Origin of the sequence: Microvirga aerophila (assembly GCF_003332305.1) — a bacterium.
Taxonomy (GTDB): domain Bacteria; phylum Pseudomonadota; class Alphaproteobacteria; order Rhizobiales; family Beijerinckiaceae; genus Microvirga; species Microvirga aerophila.
In genome coordinates this window covers 1-17,041 of sequence record NZ_QOIO01000021.1, presented here as the reverse complement: position 1 = coordinate 17,041, position 17,041 = coordinate 1, and the positions used below count along the sequence as shown (strand labels likewise).

General features: G+C 62.4%; 18 protein-coding genes, 1 tRNA gene and 1 pseudogene. 9 read left to right on the top strand and 11 right to left on the bottom strand.

What is annotated here, in order from left to right; genetic code table 11:
* Positions 1-35: 35 nt before the first annotated feature.
* Positions 36-374 (bottom strand): annotated as a pseudogene (locus DRB19_RS31125) (PAS domain-containing protein); the annotation flags it as partial.
* Between the two features lie 506 nt (positions 375-880).
* Here DRB19_RS31125 and DRB19_RS12875 point away from each other — a divergent pair.
* Entirely contained in the window at positions 881-2,137 is a 1,257-nt protein-coding gene (locus DRB19_RS12875; RefSeq protein WP_114186436.1) for an MFS transporter, read from the top strand.
* Between the two features lie 34 nt (positions 2,138-2,171).
* Here DRB19_RS12875 and arsC read toward each other — a convergent pair whose 3' ends face one another.
* Entirely contained in the window at positions 2,172-2,597 is a 426-nt protein-coding gene (gene arsC / locus DRB19_RS12870) for an arsenate reductase (glutaredoxin) (RefSeq protein ID WP_114186435.1), read from the bottom strand.
* A 70-nt stretch (positions 2,598-2,667) separates the two neighbouring features.
* Positions 2,668-3,285 (bottom strand): hypothetical protein, encoded by a 618-nt coding sequence (locus DRB19_RS12865; protein WP_114186434.1) that lies wholly within the window; start codon positions 3,283-3,285, stop codon positions 2,668-2,670.
* Between the two features lie 135 nt (positions 3,286-3,420).
* Here DRB19_RS12865 and DRB19_RS12860 point away from each other — a divergent pair, with 135 nt between their 5' ends.
* The gene (locus DRB19_RS12860) at positions 3,421-4,254 is read left to right on the top strand and encodes a lytic murein transglycosylase (protein ID WP_114186433.1); all 834 of its coding nucleotides are present in this window, start codon (positions 3,421-3,423) and stop codon (positions 4,252-4,254) included.
* Between the two features lie 51 nt (positions 4,255-4,305).
* Here the strand turns inward: DRB19_RS12860 and DRB19_RS12855 are convergent, their stop codons facing one another.
* The 5 genes from DRB19_RS12855 to DRB19_RS12835 form a co-directional block, all read right to left on the bottom strand.
* Positions 4,306-5,394: a TRAP transporter substrate-binding protein gene (locus DRB19_RS12855; protein ID WP_114186432.1), complete on the bottom strand. Its 1,089-nt coding sequence runs from the start codon at positions 5,392-5,394 to the stop codon at positions 4,306-4,308.
* A 259-nt stretch (positions 5,395-5,653) separates the two neighbouring features.
* Complete coding sequence (locus DRB19_RS12850; protein WP_114186431.1) at positions 5,654-6,745, bottom strand: ATP-dependent DNA helicase; 1,092 nt, start codon at positions 6,743-6,745, stop codon at positions 5,654-5,656.
* Entirely contained in the window at positions 6,742-7,608 is an 867-nt protein-coding gene (locus DRB19_RS12845; RefSeq protein WP_114186430.1) for a DMT family transporter, read from the bottom strand. Before DRB19_RS12845 ends, DRB19_RS12850 begins: the two co-directional genes overlap by 4 nt.
* 473 nt (positions 7,609-8,081) lie before the next feature.
* Positions 8,082-9,047, bottom strand: a complete 966-nt coding sequence (locus DRB19_RS12840) for a hypothetical protein (RefSeq protein WP_114186429.1) — start codon at positions 9,045-9,047, stop codon at positions 8,082-8,084.
* Between the two features lie 139 nt (positions 9,048-9,186).
* Positions 9,187-9,597, bottom strand: a complete 411-nt coding sequence (locus tag DRB19_RS12835) for a PRC-barrel domain-containing protein (protein WP_114186428.1) — start codon at positions 9,595-9,597, stop codon at positions 9,187-9,189.
* Between the two features lie 194 nt (positions 9,598-9,791).
* Here DRB19_RS12835 and DRB19_RS12830 point away from each other — a divergent pair, with 194 nt between their 5' ends.
* Positions 9,792-10,946 carry an SDR family oxidoreductase gene (locus DRB19_RS12830; RefSeq protein WP_114186427.1) on the top strand — a complete coding sequence of 385 codons (1,155 nt, stop codon included), beginning with the start codon at positions 9,792-9,794 and terminating at the stop codon, positions 10,944-10,946.
* A 126-nt stretch (positions 10,947-11,072) separates the two neighbouring features.
* Positions 11,073-11,984: a penicillin-insensitive murein endopeptidase gene (gene mepA / locus DRB19_RS12825; protein WP_114186426.1), complete on the top strand. Its 912-nt coding sequence runs from the start codon at positions 11,073-11,075 to the stop codon at positions 11,982-11,984.
* 64 nt (positions 11,985-12,048) lie between these two features.
* On the opposite strand, the gene msrA is transcribed toward mepA, so the two are convergent.
* A complete protein-coding gene (msrA, locus tag DRB19_RS12820; protein WP_114186425.1) occupies positions 12,049-12,708 on the bottom strand; it encodes a peptide-methionine (S)-S-oxide reductase MsrA in 660 nt (219 codons plus the stop codon).
* An 83-nt stretch (positions 12,709-12,791) separates the two neighbouring features.
* Positions 12,792-13,103 carry a PetM family of cytochrome b6f complex subunit 7 gene (locus DRB19_RS12815; RefSeq protein ID WP_162815680.1) on the bottom strand — a complete coding sequence of 104 codons (312 nt, stop codon included), beginning with the start codon at positions 13,101-13,103 and terminating at the stop codon, positions 12,792-12,794.
* Positions 13,104-13,318: 215 nt separating this feature from the next.
* Between DRB19_RS12815 and DRB19_RS12810 the strand changes: the two genes are divergently transcribed.
* From DRB19_RS12810 to DRB19_RS12790, 5 genes are all read left to right on the top strand, one after another.
* A tRNA-Ser gene (locus tag DRB19_RS12810) sits at positions 13,319-13,408 on the top strand.
* A 327-nt stretch (positions 13,409-13,735) separates the two neighbouring features.
* Entirely contained in the window at positions 13,736-13,993 is a 258-nt protein-coding gene (locus tag DRB19_RS12805) for a 2-keto-3-deoxygluconate permease (protein ID WP_114186423.1), read from the top strand.
* Position 13,994: 1 nt separating this feature from the next.
* Positions 13,995-15,257, top strand: a complete 1,263-nt coding sequence (locus DRB19_RS12800) for a four-carbon acid sugar kinase family protein (protein ID WP_114186512.1) — start codon at positions 13,995-13,997, stop codon at positions 15,255-15,257.
* Entirely contained in the window at positions 15,254-16,255 is a 1,002-nt protein-coding gene (gene pdxA / locus DRB19_RS12795; RefSeq protein ID WP_114186422.1) for a 4-hydroxythreonine-4-phosphate dehydrogenase PdxA, read from the top strand. Before DRB19_RS12800 ends, pdxA begins: the two co-directional genes overlap by 4 nt.
* 87 nt (positions 16,256-16,342) lie before the next feature.
* Complete coding sequence (locus tag DRB19_RS12790; RefSeq protein WP_245439474.1) at positions 16,343-16,630, top strand: DeoR/GlpR family DNA-binding transcription regulator; 288 nt, start codon at positions 16,343-16,345, stop codon at positions 16,628-16,630.
* Between the two features lie 188 nt (positions 16,631-16,818).
* On the opposite strand, the gene DRB19_RS12785 is transcribed toward DRB19_RS12790, so the two are convergent.
* The coding region (locus tag DRB19_RS12785) for an SDR family oxidoreductase (RefSeq protein WP_114186420.1) at positions 16,819-17,041 on the bottom strand (223 nt) is incomplete at its 5' end.

The following is a 17,041-nucleotide window of genomic DNA, read 5'->3' as shown; positions in this document are numbered from 1 at the left end:
TCTCACTGAGCTGGCGAGCCGGACACTCGCAGGGTGGTGATGTCGACCAGAATGTTGACCGCGCCGATCAAGGCGCCGGAGGCATCGTGCAGAGGCGTCGGATAGGGCATGAAGCGAACTCGGGTTCCGTCAGGCCGCTCTGCGATGGCGTCCACGTTTCGAACCGGCCTGTCTTCACGAAGGGCGACCGCCATCGGGCATCGATCGTGCGGCAGCGGCGTGCCGTCAGGCATGTAGATACGCCAGGAGCCGCACCACAGCTCCTGTCCCAAAACGGGTCGCCGTCCCCAGAGCGCCGCCGCCGCCTCGTTGAAGAACGTGATCCGGCCGGCCGCATCCGTCGCATAGACGGCCACCGGCAGCGCTTCGAGAATTTCGGGGTATCGAGGGTCGGCGATCCAGCCATCCATGTCGGGATCATTGACGTCCGAGGTGCGATTGGCCGCCCGCTTCAGGTCGGGCGGGGGCTTCCTGTTGAAGTCGGCAATACGAAGAAGCTGTTTCTTCACATGCGCGCGGATGGCCTCAGCCTGTGAGGTCAGTTCGCTGTTGCGGCCGACATGCATTGTTACGCCCTCCAAAGCCCCTGGACGCATTGCCGGCCATTTTTTCGGCCGTCTCGGAAACGCTTTCTTGGCAACAGAAAACGCCGCAAACTAGGCTGCAACAAGGCGGGGTGCGGTCTCCGGTGCGACAACGTCGCTGGAACTCTGTTTCACTGCTCGAGTTCAACCCCGGCACAAGGCTTGAACCCGCCAATGGTCGAACGCTGAACCAAGGGGCCGCCACGACTCTGCGAACAAGCGTGATCGGGCGCCTGACCAGGGATCAAAGTCTTCAACCGCAATGCCAAGCCAAACCATCTCGTGAGGGATGAATCATGTCTTCGACCTTGCGCACGACGCTCCCAACTTTGCTGGCGCTCCTCTTCGGATATGGGCTGATGCAGATGGGAAATACGCTCCAGGGAACGCTCCTCAGCGTCCGGGGCAGCATGGACGGCTTCTCGCCGGCCGAAATCGGAGCCGTGGGCGCAGCCTTCTGGGTCGGCATCGTGCTTGGCTCCTTGCGGGCCGGCAAGGTGATCGAGCGCGTCGGACATACCCGCACCTTCGCAGGCCTTGCGGCGATCGCAGCCTCGGCCACCCTGCTGCATCTCCTGGTGATCGATCCCCTGGTCTGGATCGTCGCGCGGGCCATTACCGGCTTCTGCTTCGCCGGATTGTTCATGGTGGTGGAAAGCTGGCTCAACGCCTCGGCCAATGCGCAGATCCGCGGCCAGATCCTCAGCCTCTACGGCATGACGGGTCTGATCGCCGGGATCGTCGGACAATTGCTCCTGCCGGCAGGCGATCCATCGGGTTTCGGGCTCTTCTGCATCGTGTCGATGATCATTTCGCTGGCCCTCGTTCCCATTGCCCTGTCCCAGGCGACCGCGCCCGCCCAAGAGACAAGCGAGGCCAAGATCAACCTGAAGCGCCTGCACGTCCAATCGCCTTTCGGCGTGGTTGCGGCGTTTCTGTGTGGAATCACCACGGGCTCATTCTTCGCCCTTGGCCCTGTCTTCGCCCAGAGCCAGGGCATGGACACGACCGGCATCGCGATTTTCATGGCATGCGGCACCCTGGGCGGTTTCGCCATGACATGGCCGCTCGGCTGGCTGTCCGACCGCATCGACCGGCGTCTCGTCATCATCGGCACAACGGCCATCGCGGCCGCGATCTTGTTCAGTTTCGTCACGTTGATTCCAGACAGGTCGCCGCCATGGGTCTATTATGCCTGCGTAGCGATCTTCGGCGGCGGCGTCATCCCCACCTACAGCATCGTGACGGCGCATGTGAATGACATGGTCAGGCCCGGCGAGTTCGTGGCCGCGTCCGGGGGCCTACTGATCCTCGTCGGAGCAGGGTCCGCCGCAGGTCCGGTTCTTGGTGGCATCGCCATGAGCGCCTTCGGCTCGGAGGGGCTCGCCTACATGACCATTGCGGCGCAGGCTTTGATGGCCCTGTGGGGGGCCTACCGCATCCGGCAGCGTTCCGCGCCGCCGGAGGCCGACAAGGAGCATTTCGTCCTCGAGCCTGCCGTTCCTGTCGGAACCGAGCTGACGCCGGCCCATATGGGCCGCGCGGGGGCGTGAAAATCGATCTCGGACCGGAAGGCGCCGAAGGCTTTTAAGCCGTCGCGGCGCGGCGTCCGCTCGCGTCGACGACGATCTCGCCGTCCTCCTTGCGGAATTCGCCCTGCTGGGCCGGCAGAATGTCGAGCACGGTCTCGGAGGGCCGGCACAGCCTTACCCCTGCGGGCGTGACCACGATGGGGCGCTCGATTAGAACCGGATTCGCCATCATGGCGTCGAGCAGCTGATCGTCGCTCAACGCCGGATCGTCAAGCCCGAGCTCGTGGAACGGCGCGCCCTTCTGGCGCATCACGTCCCGAACGGACAGGCCCATGCGCCCGATCAGCTGCCGGAGCAGGAGACGCGTCGGCGGATTCTTCAGATATTCGATGATGTGCGGCTCGATCCCGGCATTGCGGATGAGCCCCAGGGTGTTGCGCGAGGTGCCGCATTGCGGGTTGTGGTAGATGATCACGTCCATGAACGGTGGCTTCCATGAGACCCGGCGCGCCATGCGCCGGCGGCTTCCCACACTGACGTAATGGCGGCCCTCAATCGCGGCAAGCCGCTCCGACGCGCACCTTCAAGCCGGACAGAACCGTCCGGACAAGCGCCTCATGGGACTGGGGCGTATCGATGCCCGCGAGCGACAGTTCGAGAACCCACTCATCCGAGAGCGGCACGATGAGAGCTTCGATGGTGATGGCGTGGGACCCAGCTGGAAGGTTCTGGTCGATCCAGGTCGCGCTCCAGCGCGTCGCTCCGGGAGCAGGCGACGTGATAGACACGGATTGGGCGGGACGGCCGAGCAGGGTCTCGTAATCCTGCTGGAGAAAGACCGCATCGCGTTGCGCGAGGTCCGACTGCGGATGATCCTGAAGCTCTCGAGCGGAGCGAAGATTGATGTCGATCTCAGCCGAGGATGAAACCGCCGTGATGCTGGTCTCGCCGCTGCCCGTATTCTGCCGCCACTCCTCCGGCAGCGAGAGCGCGAAGCAAAGACGGGGCGTGACCCGGCTTGCGACGACGGTCTCGCGCATCGTGGGGTCGAAGCGAACGAGAACCGGACCATCCGGCGAGGCGTCATCGGACGGCAGGGTGTTGGCCTGGACAGCCGGAGCGGCCAGCAGGGCCGCAATAACGAGGATCCGCCCCAGTGTCGCCTTCATCGGACCCTCCATACCGCCACGCTATTTCTTCTTGAAGCAACGCTTTCGAAGCCCGCTGGTTCGACCCAGGGCCTTGAGCCGTCGGATCTCGGCCCTACCTCGCCGTCAGAGCTGGACCTTATGGGGAGAACAACAATGCCTGCATCGATGCGCATTTCGGTCATTGCAGCCCTTTTGCTCACGGCAGGACAAGCCTCGGCGGCGACTTGCCGCGACCCGGCCGGTTTCGAGAAGTGGCTGAGCGATATCCAGCAGGAAGCGGCAGCGCAAGGGATCTCTTCGGAGGCGATCAGGCAAGGATTGTCCGGCGTCACCTTCGACCAGAACGTGATCAAGAAGGATCGCGGCCAGGGCGTTTTTAAACAGAGCTTCGAGCAATTCGCAGGCCGGATGGTGTCGCAGGGGCGTCTGAGGAGCGGCGCCAACATGCTCAAGCGCCATGACACCACCCTGGCCAGGATCGAGCAGCGTTTCGGTGTGCCGGGGCCCATACTCGTGGCGATCTGGGGGCTTGAGAGCGACTTTGGGGCGGTGCGGGGCAACCTTCCAGTCATCCGCTCGGTTGCGACCCTCGCCTATGATTGCCGCCGCACGGAGTTCTTCCAGGCGCATCTGTTCGATGCCCTGCGCATTGTCGACAGGGGCGACCTGTCGCCTGCTGAAATGCGCGGCGCTTGGGCGGGCGAGCTCGGACAGACGCAGTTCATGCCGTCGTCCTATTATAAATATGCTGTGGATTTCGACGGAAATGGGCGGGCGGATCTTTTGCACAGCCCGGCAGACGTCCTGGCTTCGACGGCCAACTATCTGAAAGAACACGGCTGGGTGCGAGGCGCTGACTGGTCTCCCGGAGCTCCCAATTACGAAGTGCTGCGGGCATGGAACAAGTCGCAGGTCTATTCCCGGACCATTGCGTATTACGCCTCCAAGCTCGCCGGCGACGACACCTCGGCGGCTGCCAGTCAATAAATCCTTGTCGCAGCGAAGCGGACGCCCACACGCATCCGCCTCGCCACTAGATCAGCCGCGGGCGCGGGCGCGGATCATGAAGTTGTCGTAGGCGTATTCGGCCACCTGGAACCAAAGATATTCCTCGCCGCGGAATGCCTTGTAGCTGTCATAAAGCTTCTTGAAGTTCGGGTTGGATGCCGAGAGCTCGTCATAGATCTCGTTCGCGGCCTTGTAGGCGGCATCCATGATTTCCGGGGAGAATGGCCGCAACTGGGCGCCCGCGCCGATCAGGCTGCGCAGCGCCGCCGGATTCTTGGCATCGTATTTCGCCTGCGTGTCCACATTGACGTAGCCCGCCGCTGCCTGAATGGCCGCCTGGTACGCCTTCGGCAGCTCGTTCCATTTCTGCTGGTTGATGAAGAAGTGGATGGCGGGACCGCCCTCCCAGAAGCCCGGGTAGTAGTAATAGGGCGCAACCTTGTTGAGACCGAGCTTTTCATCGTCGTAAGGGGCAACCCACTCCGCCGCATCGATGGTGCCGCGCTCGAGCGCCGGGTAGAGATCACCGCCTGCGATCTGCTGCGGCACGACGCCGAGCTTACCCATGATCTGACCTGCGAGACCGGCGATGCGCATCTTCAGGCCCTTGAGGTCGTCGACGGTCTTGATCTCCTTGCGGAACCAGCCGCCCATCTGCGCACCCGTGTTGCCGGCAGGAAGTGCGTACAGGTTATATTTGGAGAAGAACTCGTTCAGCAGCGTATTGCCGTTGCCGTGATAGAGCCACGCATTGGTCTGGCGGGAGTTGAGGCCAAAGGGCAGATTGGTGCCGATGGCGAAAGTCGGATCCTTGCCGACATAGTAGTAAGCGCAGGTGTGGGCCATCTCGACGGTGCCGTTGCCCACCGCATCGGCGGCCTGGGGCGTGCCGACGATTTCACCGGATGCGAAGGGCTGGATGATGAACTTGCCGTCAGTGGCCTCCGACACCAACTTCGCCAGGAGTTCACCTCCGCCGAACAGCGTGTCGAGGGATTTCGGGAAGCCTGAGGTCAGACGCCAGCGGATCTCTGGCGAGGACTGGGCGATGGCCGGCATGGCGACGGCACCCGCGGCCAAGCCTGCGGTTGTCGCCTGAAGAAAAGCGCGACGCTTCATAAGTCATCCTTTCATGAACAAAGCTTCCAGGACACCACAGGGAAATTTTGTTTCAAAGCAGCGGCCGAAATGTGGAGGTTTGTGCCAAAACTCATAACGGCCTTCCGAAATCGAGGCAGGCACATGAACGCAGACGCGAGAGAATTTTCATGCGCTCAGCGCATGGAAAGTCCCCTTCAATGGAAGCTAACCGACAGGGCCTCATGCATATCAAGCGCGGCAACAGCCGATGCGAATCCGGCGATCGTCCTTCAGCGGTTTATACGACCACCGTCACCTTTTCGGCCGCCCGCGTCAGGGCGGTATAGAGCCAGCGGCTGCGATGCTCCCGGAAGGCATAGGACTCGTCGAAGAGCATCAGGTCGTCCCATTGAGAGCCTTGAGCCTTGTGAACGGTGAGCGCGTAACCGTAGGTGAATTCATCGGACTCGCGCCGGAGCACGAAGGGGATTTCCTCTTCGACTCCCTCGAAGAAGCTCTTGTGCACCGCGACCTCCACGGACCGGCGCCTGGCGTCGTCGTCGGGGATCACGTCCATGCGGATGAAATCATTGCGGATGCCCCGCAGGGCTTGGATGTTCCAGGTGCCGCCGTTGAGCAGCCCCTTGGTCTTGTCGTTGCGCAGGCATACGAGCTTCTCGCCCGCGGCCGGCATGGGGCTGCGATAGCCGTTCAGCTCGCGCAGGCGGGTGTTGTAGAGACGTCGCGTCTTGTTGAGCCCGACGAGCACCTGATCGGCCTCCATCACCATGGCGGAGTCGATCTCGCGCCTACCGACGACGCGGCTCTCGCCATACGTTCCTTTTTCAAGGCGGCCTCCCTCGCGCACGAGCAGGGACATCTGGATAATGGGATTGTCCTTGGCCTGACGGTGCACCTCGGTCAGCATCACGTCCGGTTCGGCACTCGTGAAGAAGCCGCCGCCTTTTACCGGAGGCAATTGCGCCGGATCGCCCAGCACCAGAACCGGCTGGCCGAACGACAGGAGATCCCGCCCCAACTCCTCATCCACCATGGAGCATTCATCGATGATGATGAGGTCGGCCTTCGCGGCCTGGCTCTGCCGGTTGAGCACGAATTGCGGGCCACCTTCATCCGACTCCCGCGATCGGTAGATCATGGAATGGATCGTGGACGCATCTGCGCATCCTTTCGAGCGCAGAACGAGCGCGGCCTTGCCCGTATAGGCCCCGAAGGCGACCTCGCCATCGACCCCTTCGGCGATGTGGCGCGCCAGGGTGGTCTTGCCGGTCCCTGCATATCCGAAGAGGCGAAACACCGGACGACCACCTTGGCGCAGCCAATCGGCCACAGCCTTCAAAGCGGCATCCTGTTGCGGGGACCAGGTCATGCGGATTTCGCCTCGTTGCGCAGGCTGTAGAGAATGCCCACGATGATGCAGGCGCTTCCCACGAACACATAGGGATCGAGCGCTTCGCCATAGACGCGCCAGCCCACCAGGGCAATGAGCGGAATGCGAAGGAAATCCAGCGGCACGACCATGCTGGCGTCTCCGTGCCGATAGGCGTTCGTCAGGCAGTAATGGGACAGCAGGCCGCCGGCGCAGACGCCGATCAGCGCAATGATATGCGAGGGATCGATCTTGAGCCAGAACGCGCCGCTGACGCCCATGAGGTTCATCGGCAATTGCATGAGGTTCATGAAGAACAGGATCGAGAAGGTGCTCTCGGTCATGGTGAGCCTCTTGGTCATGATGCCGACTAGTGCGAACCCAAACGCTACCGCAAGCATGAGGAGGCTTGCCGGCTGCAGGGTTTCGGCGCCCGGCCGTAGGATGACCAGAACACCGACGAAGCCGAGCGTCACGGCAACCAGACGCCCCTGGTTCATGTGCTCGCGAAGAAGCGGGATCGCCAGCAGCGCCACCCAGGCGGGCGTCGTGAACTCCAGCGCGAAGACCGTCGCGAGAGGCAGCAGCGTGAGGCTGTAAGCCCAACCGTCGGTGCTGGCGAAGTGGAGGACATTGCGGGTGAGATGCAGCTTGATCCGTCGCGGCCTCAACCCCGGCCGCAGCTCCGGCTTGAACAACGCCAGAATGAGAAGGATCAGGACGCCCGATGCATTGCGGACGGACAGGATCTCGAACACCGAGAACGTTGACGCGAGCGCACGCACCGCGACGGCCGTTGCGGAGAAGGACAGGAGCGCGCCGCTCATCCAGAGGACGACGGCAAGGATGCTGCGATGAGACACTGCGGACCAGGCGATGTGAACGGTGCTCCCGATTAGCCTGTCTGCCCGGCGTCGTGAAGGGTCGAGCGAAGGCCCCGGGCGAATGGGCGCAGGCGCACCGATGAGCGACCGGAATACGCCTCGTCGTGTGCCCATACGTCATGCGAAACGGCACACGTGATTCTTGACTCTCGAATTGCGTAGAAGGGGGTCGCGCAACCTCAACCGACACTTTTTTGGGTGAGTAACCGAAACTTTTTTCAGAGGCGCTGCAGGGCAGTGCAGAGCGTCTCCTAATGAGCATATTTTTCAGACACATGGGTGTCGTCATCGAGTGGCCGAACAACGTGTTCGCACGAGCCGCAACACCGCGCTCGCTCGATACAACACATTGATATTGATAGATTTTTTTAACGAAGTTGATCGCTTCAATGAACTTCGAAATCATTCGAATAGGCCTCAAGCAACGCGCCGCGCGTCATCTGATGCACCTGCTATTGGCGGTCGAAACCGTAAGTCCAGGCGGGCCTCTCACAGAAAATATCCACAGAAATCGTTCGCGTTCTACTTCCTACACTTTCCGTTAATCGGAACCGCCTTGGTATAACGACGTTGCCTTGCAAGCGTGACGGTTGCACGCGAAGGCCCTTGAAGGAGGCGGCTATGCCGACAGACGACAAGTCAAACCCGCTGACGATGCTGTTCACGGGTGACACCGGTGCGACCAGCACCAAATCCAAGAAGAGCAGCTCACGTCGCGGTTCTTCCAGCAGCTCAAAGTCCGGCGCCAAGAAGAGCACAGGTTCCACGGCGCGCAAGAGCGCCGCGAAATCGTCCAGCACCTCGTCCCGCTCCGGCGCGGCGAAGAGCGCGTCGAAGACCGGCTCGAAGAGCACGGCTTCGAAGAAGGCCGGAACGAAGACGGCCGCGAAGTCGACCTCCCGGTCGACCAAGACGGCAGCCAAGTCTTCGGGTCGGACTGCATCCAAGTCCACCGCAGCCAAGTCTTCGGCCAAGTCCGGCGCGAAGAAGTCGGCCGCAAAGTCCGGCGCCAAGAAGACGGCTGCAAAGTCGAGCGCGAAGAAGACGGCTGCGAAGTCGACCTCGCGTTCATCGGCAGCGAAGTCTTCGGCAAAGTCGACCAAGTCGACTGCCAAGAAGACGTCGACCTCGCGTTCCACCGCGGCGCGCGGCGGTTCGAAGACGGCTTCGCGCTCCAGCGCCAAGTCGGGCGCATCCCGTTCGACCGGCGGTCGTTCGGCTGCGAAGTCCTCGGCCCGTTCCTCGAGCCGCGGTGCGGCCAAGGGCGCAGCCAAGAGCTCGGCCTCGAAGGGCCGTACTTCTGGAAAGGCGACGACCAAGCGCGCAGCCGCCGCTTCGAGCCGCACGTCTTCCACGAAGAAGTCCGGCGCCGTCAGCGGAGCCAGGAAGTCCTCGGGACGTTCGTCAGGCTCCCGCAAGAGCCCGTCGAAGTCGAAGCGCTAAGCCAGCAAGCCGCGACGCCGGAGGAAAGGGGCCTGCCTCTTTCCTCCGGCGCATCGGCACAAAAAATCGCCCGGTGAAAACCGGGCGATTTTCTTTTGGGAGATGTCCGGCAGCCTATCGGCCGGTGCTCATCGGGTCGCTTTCACCCCAGTAGGGGGTGGCGTTGTAATAGCGGTGGACGTGCTCTTCCCACTCGCGGTCATAGGAAGCGTCATGACCTTCAGCCGTGCGCCTCGGTGCGCCACGCAGCTGGTCTTCAGTCAGGTTGAGCTCGTAGGCGTCGAGTTCGGTGTTGTACTTCAGGACGCCCCAGGGGAGCGTATAGTACTCCTCTCCAAGGCCCATGAACCCACCGAAGCTCATCACGGCGTAGCCGACCTTGCCGGAACGCTTTTCGATCATGACACGCTCGATGGTGCCGATCTTCTCGCCATCTGAGCGGCGCACCGGGGTGCCCTCGACCTTGTCGCTGGCGATTAGATTGTGCGTTTCGCGAATATCGCCGGTTTGTGCTGTCGTTTGCATTTCATGCTCCATCAGGGTGGATGCCAAGGCAACGCTCGGGTGAAAACACCGGTTCCGGTGGTTTCCCAGTCCCGGCAAGGCGTTCCGGCCTGGCGAGCGCTGTCAGACGCGCCCGGACCAAGCGTTGCCTTAGGAACCTGCCCAATTCCCTGACGTTGATCCGCGTTTGCAGAGACACGCTAAGGGAGAGCCAGATGACCGTTCGTCAGAAGCCGGTTGGAGAGCAGATCGTCGTCATTACGGGCGCCTCCAGCGGAATTGGCCTTGCAACCGCACGCCTTTTCGCCGAACGCGGGGTCAAGGGATTGGTCCTGGTCGCCCGCAACGAAGAGGCCCTGCAGACAATCGCCGGCGAGCTCACCGGCAACGGCACCCGCGCCATTGCGGTTGCGGCAGATGTCAGCCAGAACGAGGATGTGGAGCGCGTGGCCCACACGGCCATCGAAACCTTTGGCGGGTTCGACACCTGGGTCAACGATGCGGCCGTCGCCCTCTATGGAAAGCTTGAGGACATTCCGCTCCAGGATCAGCGCCAACTCTTCGACGTCAACTACTGGGGCGTGGTCTACGGCTCGCTCGTTGCGGCGCGGCATCTGCGCGAACGGGGCGGCACCATCATCAACGTCGGCAGTGTCCTGTCCGAGCGGGCGATCATGCTCCAGACCCAGTATTCGGCCTCGAAGCACGCCGTGAAGGGATTTACCGATGGCCTGCGGATGGAGATGGAGACCGCGGACGCGCCGGTTTGGGTGACGCTCATCAAGCCTTCCTCCATCAACACGCCTTATGTGGAACACGCCCGCAACTATCTCGACAAGAACGCGACGGTGCCGCCCCCTGCCTATGACCCGCATCTGGTCGCCAGGGCAATCGTCTTCGCAGCCGAGAACAAGAGGCGCGAAATGACCGTTGGCTTCGGCGGCTGGGTCATCGGAGCCATGGGCAAGGTCGCCCCACGCCTGACCGACAAGGCGATGGAATGGACCGGCTATTCGGCACAGACGACCGATCAGCCCCAACGCCAGGGAATGCGCGACAACCTGTATCAGGCCCGCCAGGATGGAGACCCCTATTCGTCTCTCACCCGTGAGACACGCAAGACAAGCCTTCTGCTTTCGGCGCAAATGCATCCCTTGGCGACCGCGGCCCTCATTGCGGGCCTCGGCGCTGCCATTGGAGCCATGCTCATGCCCCGCGGAAGCTCGCGTCCGCGGCACACCAGGCCCCCGCACCGTCCGTTCAGGCCCATGACGCGCAGCGTGGGCAACGGGCACGACAAGCGGTCTTTCGGGCCAGGGCATGCGCCGCGCGGCGAAGGACTCAACCGGCGCCCGCAACCGCGGCATTGACGGGATGCGGCTCCGGAATCGACTCATGAAACGGCGCTTCCACGCAGGGGGAAGCGCTTTCTTTTCTTCATCCGCGGCTTCAAGGGGGCGGGTCCCCTTTGGCCGAAAATGTTCTAGCCTCATTGCATGATGTCGATTCGGATCCTTGTCTGCGCTCTTGCTCTTGCGGCGGCCGGCCCGGCCACGGCTCAGGATAAGGGCAGCCTCAATCCCAAGCCCCTTCCGCCGCTGGCGAACCCTGACGATCCTTCGGTCCCGGCAAAGGAACTTTTTGGTCGGCGCGACAAGCCCGCCTCTCTCCAGTCGCGTGCGATCGGCGGCTACGCGCGAGGCTGCGTGGCCGGCGCGGCCTCCATTCCGATTGATGGCGACACCTGGCAGGTGATGCGGCTGTCACGCAACCGCAACTGGGGCCATCCTCAACTGATCAGCCTTCTGCAGGATTTCTCGGGGCGCATCCCTCAAATCAACGGGTGGCCAGGTCTTCTCATCGGCGATATCTCGCAGCCCCGCGGGGGGCCGATGATCACCGGCCACGCGTCGCACCAGATTGGCCTGGATGCCGATATCTGGCTCACGCCCATGCCCACGCGCCGACTGACCCGAGCTGAACGGGAGGAGATGTCGGCCACCAATGTGGTTCGCGGGGACTGGCTCGACATCGATCCCAATGTGTGGACGCCCCAACACACCGCCCTTATCCGCGCGGCCGCCAAGGAACGGCGCGTCGCTCGCATCTTCGTGAACCCGGCCATCAAGAAAGCCCTGTGCCGGGAGGCCGGACAGGACCGTGGATGGCTCACGAAAGTTAGACCCACCTGGGGCCACAACTATCACTTCCATGTCCGCCTAAACTGCCCTGACGATCAAGCGGGCTGCGCCGATCAGGATACACCGCCTCCAGGCGACGGCTGCGGCGCGGAACTCGCGCAATGGTTTACCCCGGCGATGCTCTATCCCAAGCCCGGCAAGCCGCGGCCCCCGCTGACCATGGCTCAGCTACCCGCCGAATGCCGCAGGGTTCTGGCTGCGCCTTAGAACGCGCGTTCCGAGGGGGACCGGAACGCGCTTTTCGCTATCTTGTCGATGATCGTTTGGACGTCTACTCGGCCGCGATCCCGGTGCCGATCTGGCAGGTGACGCCAGTGCCGCCAAGACCGCAATAGCCGCCAGGATTCTTGGCTAGATATTGCTGGTGGTAATCCTCGGCGAAGTAAAACGGCCCCGCGTCAAGAATCTCAGTGGTGATCGGGCCGTATCCCCGATCGGCCAGAGCCTGGCTATAGGCAGCCTTGGATGCTTCGGCGGCGTGGCGCTGGTCCTCACCGAACACGTAGATGCCCGACCGGTACTGGGTGCCGGCATCGTTGCCCTGGCGCATGCCCTGCGTGGGATCGTGACTTTCCCAAAACGTCTTCAGCAAATCCTCGTAGGTGATTGTCTTCGGGTCGAACACCACGAGCACGACCTCGTTGTGCCCGGTCATGCCCGAGCAAACCTCCTCATAGGTGGGATTGGGCGTGAGGCCGGCCGTGTAGCCGGCAGCCGTAATCCAGACGCCATCGCCCATCTGCCAGAACTTGCGCTCAGCACCCCAGAAGCAGCCGAGGCCGAAGACAGCCCTTTCCATTCCATCGGGATAAGGCGGTTGAAGAGAGCGGCCATTGATGAAATGGCGCTCTGCCGTGGGAATGGGCGCCGACCGGCCCGGAAGAGCCTCGGTTGGCGTAGGCAAATCGCGTCGCTTGAGAAAATTGAACATGGGGACCTCTCTCGTGCCCCCTGAATGTAAGCATTTTCTTCGCAAACGGGAGGGCCGAGGCCCTCACCACTCCCATACAGGCGTCAGCGTCCGGCCAGATACCCGATGGGCTCGAGGGACCTTTGGCCCATCCAAAGCAGGAAGGCTCCAACCAGGAAGCCCGTGACGGATGCGGGAAGCTGCAGAATGTGAAGCAGGATCGGATCCCACAGCCAGGAATAGGACTGCCGGGCAATTCCTGCCTCTAATCCGTTGACGCTGCCGGGAAAGAACGTGCTCATCACGCCGCCGAGCGACGTAAACGATATAACGCTGTTGACGATCGACCGGGTTCCATCAATGACCAACCCGACAAATCCTGCGGCCACAAGCAGCAGACCGAAACTACGCGCCAAGAACCTCAAGAGCCTACCTCTCCAAACATGTAGGCACCTTAGTTCGGTTTGTCGAAATAGCAAAGCCAGCCCTACCCAACTTCTCACAAGTTGGACCTTGCATTTAGGTCGTATTTAGCGCTACACGAGCGCCTCCGCACAAACGTGCGGGACATCCGGGCCGGGTTGATCGAAAAAGCCGCCGGAGTCGTGGTCCGCCCTGCGGGCCCAGAGCAGGAGGGGTGGCCGAGTGGTTGAAGGCGCACGCCTGGAAAGTGTGTATACGGGAAACCGTATCGAGGGTTCGAATCCCTCTCCCTCCGCCACTATCACCTCCGCCTCGTGCCGGGACCTAAACTTGACGGCTAGGGGAATCAGCAGCCAGCTCCCTCCTGCGGGTGGTCTTTGATAGCTCTCAGGATCGATAACAAGAATACCTCTGCAAGACACGCCCGAACCATCGGAGCCTCCGCAGGCCATGAGCTAGCGGATCGAGCCGGCCTTGGGCTCTCATACTAGAGATGCGGCAATTACGCATATCTTGCGCGATGCGCATATATTGACTTGACCCCACAAGAACTGCACAGAACATGCGATTTTTGGCTGCTCTTCTTGGCCAGTGATGCGAAATTCTCGCAACAGAGAGTGGAAGGGTGCCACAACTTCCTATCAAGAGAGCCGTTGAGAAAGTCCCCTTGGGCATGATGGTCGTGCCGCTCCTGCTCGGCACGCTGATCACGACGTTCATTCCTGAAACTCCAAGGGTCTTTGGCTCCTTCATAGGCGCTCTGTTCAACGGCACCTACATGGCTCTGATGGGGCAGTCAGGACGCCCGGAGGAAGTCAGCCGGGAAGATGCCGTGCATCCCGATGCAGGTACCGTGCCGGCCGGGACTCCCGGGGTTCGCTGACATGGGGGCGAAATGGCTGATCGTCGCTGACGACCTCACCGGCGCGGCTGATTGCGCCATCGCCTTCGCCAAAGAGGGTGTCGCTGCGGCGGTCGGCTGGGGCGACAGCGCCGAAACCACGGGCGAGTATCCTCCTGTATTCTCCTACGACACCAACAGCCGTGGGCTCTTGGGGCCGGACGCCCTGGCAAAACACCGCGAGGCGCTTGGAAAGCTTCTTGAAGAGGGCAGCGCCCTCTTCAAGAAGATCGACTCGACCCTTCGTGGACAGCCAGCCGCGGAGACTGTCGCAGCTTTCGAGGCCATGCGAACCCGGGATGGTTCAGTGCTAGGCATCATGGCACCGGCCTTTCCGGCAACTGGCCGCACGACGGAAAACGGCCGGATTCACGTGGGTGGCAAGCCTCTGGAGCAGACCGAGGTCTGGCAGCGGGAGCACAGCTATCCCAATGCGGATCTCGTCCAGGTTCTGGCGACCGCCGGGATCGAGGCTGAGAACATACCGCTCGCCACCATCCGCGCCGACGCGGATGCTCTTCGGGCTGCGCTGATCGAAATCGCCTCCAAGGGCGACCGGGTCGCGGTCTGCGACGCAGTGACCGAAGACGATCTGGTCCGGATTGCCGAAGCAGGCCTGCCTGTCCGAAGCGACGTGTTCTGGATCGGCAGCGCTGGCCTTGCGCATGCCTTAGCAAAGGCCACCCGAGGCGAAACCGTCGGCTTGATCCCCACTCCGGTGACGGACAAGGGCGCCCTGGTGGTCGTGGGATCACTCGCGCGTGCATCACGCTCGGCCGCGAGGGTCCTGTCGACGTTGCCGGGGCTGCGTTACGTTCCCGTCGAGCCCAAACTCCTGCTCACGGAGACGGCCGTTGCGGACCGAAGCGCCCTTGTCAACCAGGTCGCCATGGCCCTCCAGGCCGGGGAGGACGTGCTGGTCGAAATCCTCGTCAACAACACTCCCGACCTCGCGCTGGGACCATGTCTCGCCGACAGGCTGGCTGATCTTCTGAAGCCCGCAGCTCCGTTCGCAAGCGGCTTGGCGGCCACCGGCGGAGAGACGGCTGCGGCGCTCCTGGCGGGCTTCGGCGTGAACGGAATCCGCCTCGTGGATGAGGTCGAGCCCGGCGTATCGCTCGGCCTAACCCTTGGAGACCTATCCATTCCCGTCGTTACCAAGGCCGGTGCCTTCGGGAGCGAGAACACTCTGAAGCACGTCGTGCAGCGCCTGCGCACCATCAGGCAGGAAGGAAAACTGGCATGAGCCGTCCGATAATCGCAATCACCATGGGCGATGCTTCCGGGATCGGCCCGGAAATCATCATGAAGGCACTCGCTCGACCCGACGTGCAGGAGATGTGCCGTCCGTTGGTGGTGGGCGACGCCGAACGCCTCCGAATTGCGGGTTCGATGGTAGGCACCTCGCTCATGGTCAACAGCCTCGAGCGACCTGATGAGGCACGCTATTCCCCGGGCGAGGTCGAATGCATCGACCTCAAGCTGATCCCTCAGGATCACCCCTTTGGCCGCGTCTCTCCCGTTTCGGGCGAAGGTGCATTCCGTTACATCGAGCGCGCGGTCAGGCTGGTCGAAGCCGGACAGGCCGACGCGATCTGCACGGCGCCGCTCAGCAAGGAGGCGCTGCACGCCGCTGGTCACAAGTACCCCGGTCACACGGAACTGCTGGCGGAGCTCACCCGAACGCCGGAAGTCTCGATGATGCTTGTGTCGCCGAAGTTGCGCGTCATCCACGTGACCACGCATATCGGCTTGATCGACGCCATTGCCCGCATCGAGCCTGGTCTGGTCGAACGTGTCATCGAGCGTGCCCAAACGACCCTGGTGAAGGCAGGCATTGCATCGCCGCGCATCGGCGTTTGCGGCATCAATCCCCATGCCGGTGAGAACGGGCTGTTCGGCTACGGCGAAGAGGAGCAGAAGATCGCGCCCGCGGTTGCTGCCTGTCGTGCCAAGGGATGGCGCGTGGAGGGTCCGCTCCCGGCCGACACCCTGTTCTTCCTGGCGGCTCGGGGGGACTACGACATGGTCGTCGCGATGTACCACGATCAAGGCCATGGCCCCATCAAGGTGCTTGGCCTGGAATCCGGCGTGAACATCACCGTGGGCCTGCCAGTGATCCGGACCTCGGTCGATCACGGCACTGCGTTCGACATCGCCGGCAAAGGGATCGCTGACGAGGGCAGTCTCGTAGAAGCGCTGCGACAGGCAGCCGACTTGGCACCCAAGCACGTAGAAGCGTGAACCTTCTGCCTTGATGCCTGAATGAGGTACAGATCATGACAATATGGGTGGCACGGTCCTATGCCGAGAGCGTGTCGCTGGTCACCGATGAGGCGAATCACGGCCGACAAGGTTTTCCTGCGAGCGGATGGCGTCGTGGCGGGACGCGGCCTGTGCGAGGCGAGTCCCGATCAGATCGCCTTGAAAACACTCATGATGGAGCAGGCCCGCGATGTCTTCGTGCTCGCGGACGCGACGAAGCTGTCCCGCACCAAGCAGGCCATGTGGGCTCCCCTTCCTGCAAGCTGGACACTCATCACCGATTGGAATGCAAGCACCGAGCAGTGCGAACTGTTTACTGCCGCCGGGGCACAGGTGATGCGGGCACCCGAATAACTCACTTTAATCTGCTCATATGAAGGGCTGATTGCTCCCTTCTCGTCCAGCTCACGTCGCCCGGCACATAAACTCTGCAACCACATCCTGACTAGATGTCTTGAGCGGACATTCCGTCTACTTCGGCTCGATGCAAGTTCCAGAACTGGGCCAGCCCCCGCATGCTATGACCGCGGTTGATATGTTCCCTACAGCAGCGGGGTTCCGCCGGTCACGGCGTAGATGCCGCCTGTCATATAGCTGCCCTCCTCGGAAGCGAGCAGAACGTAGATGCCCGCCAGCTCCTTCGGTTGCCCAGCGCGGCCCAGCGGCGTGTCCTGGCCAAAGCTCTTCACCTTTTCGTCCGGCATGGTGGACGGGATCAACGGCGTCCAGATCGGGCCTGGCGCAACCGCGTTGACCCGAATGCCC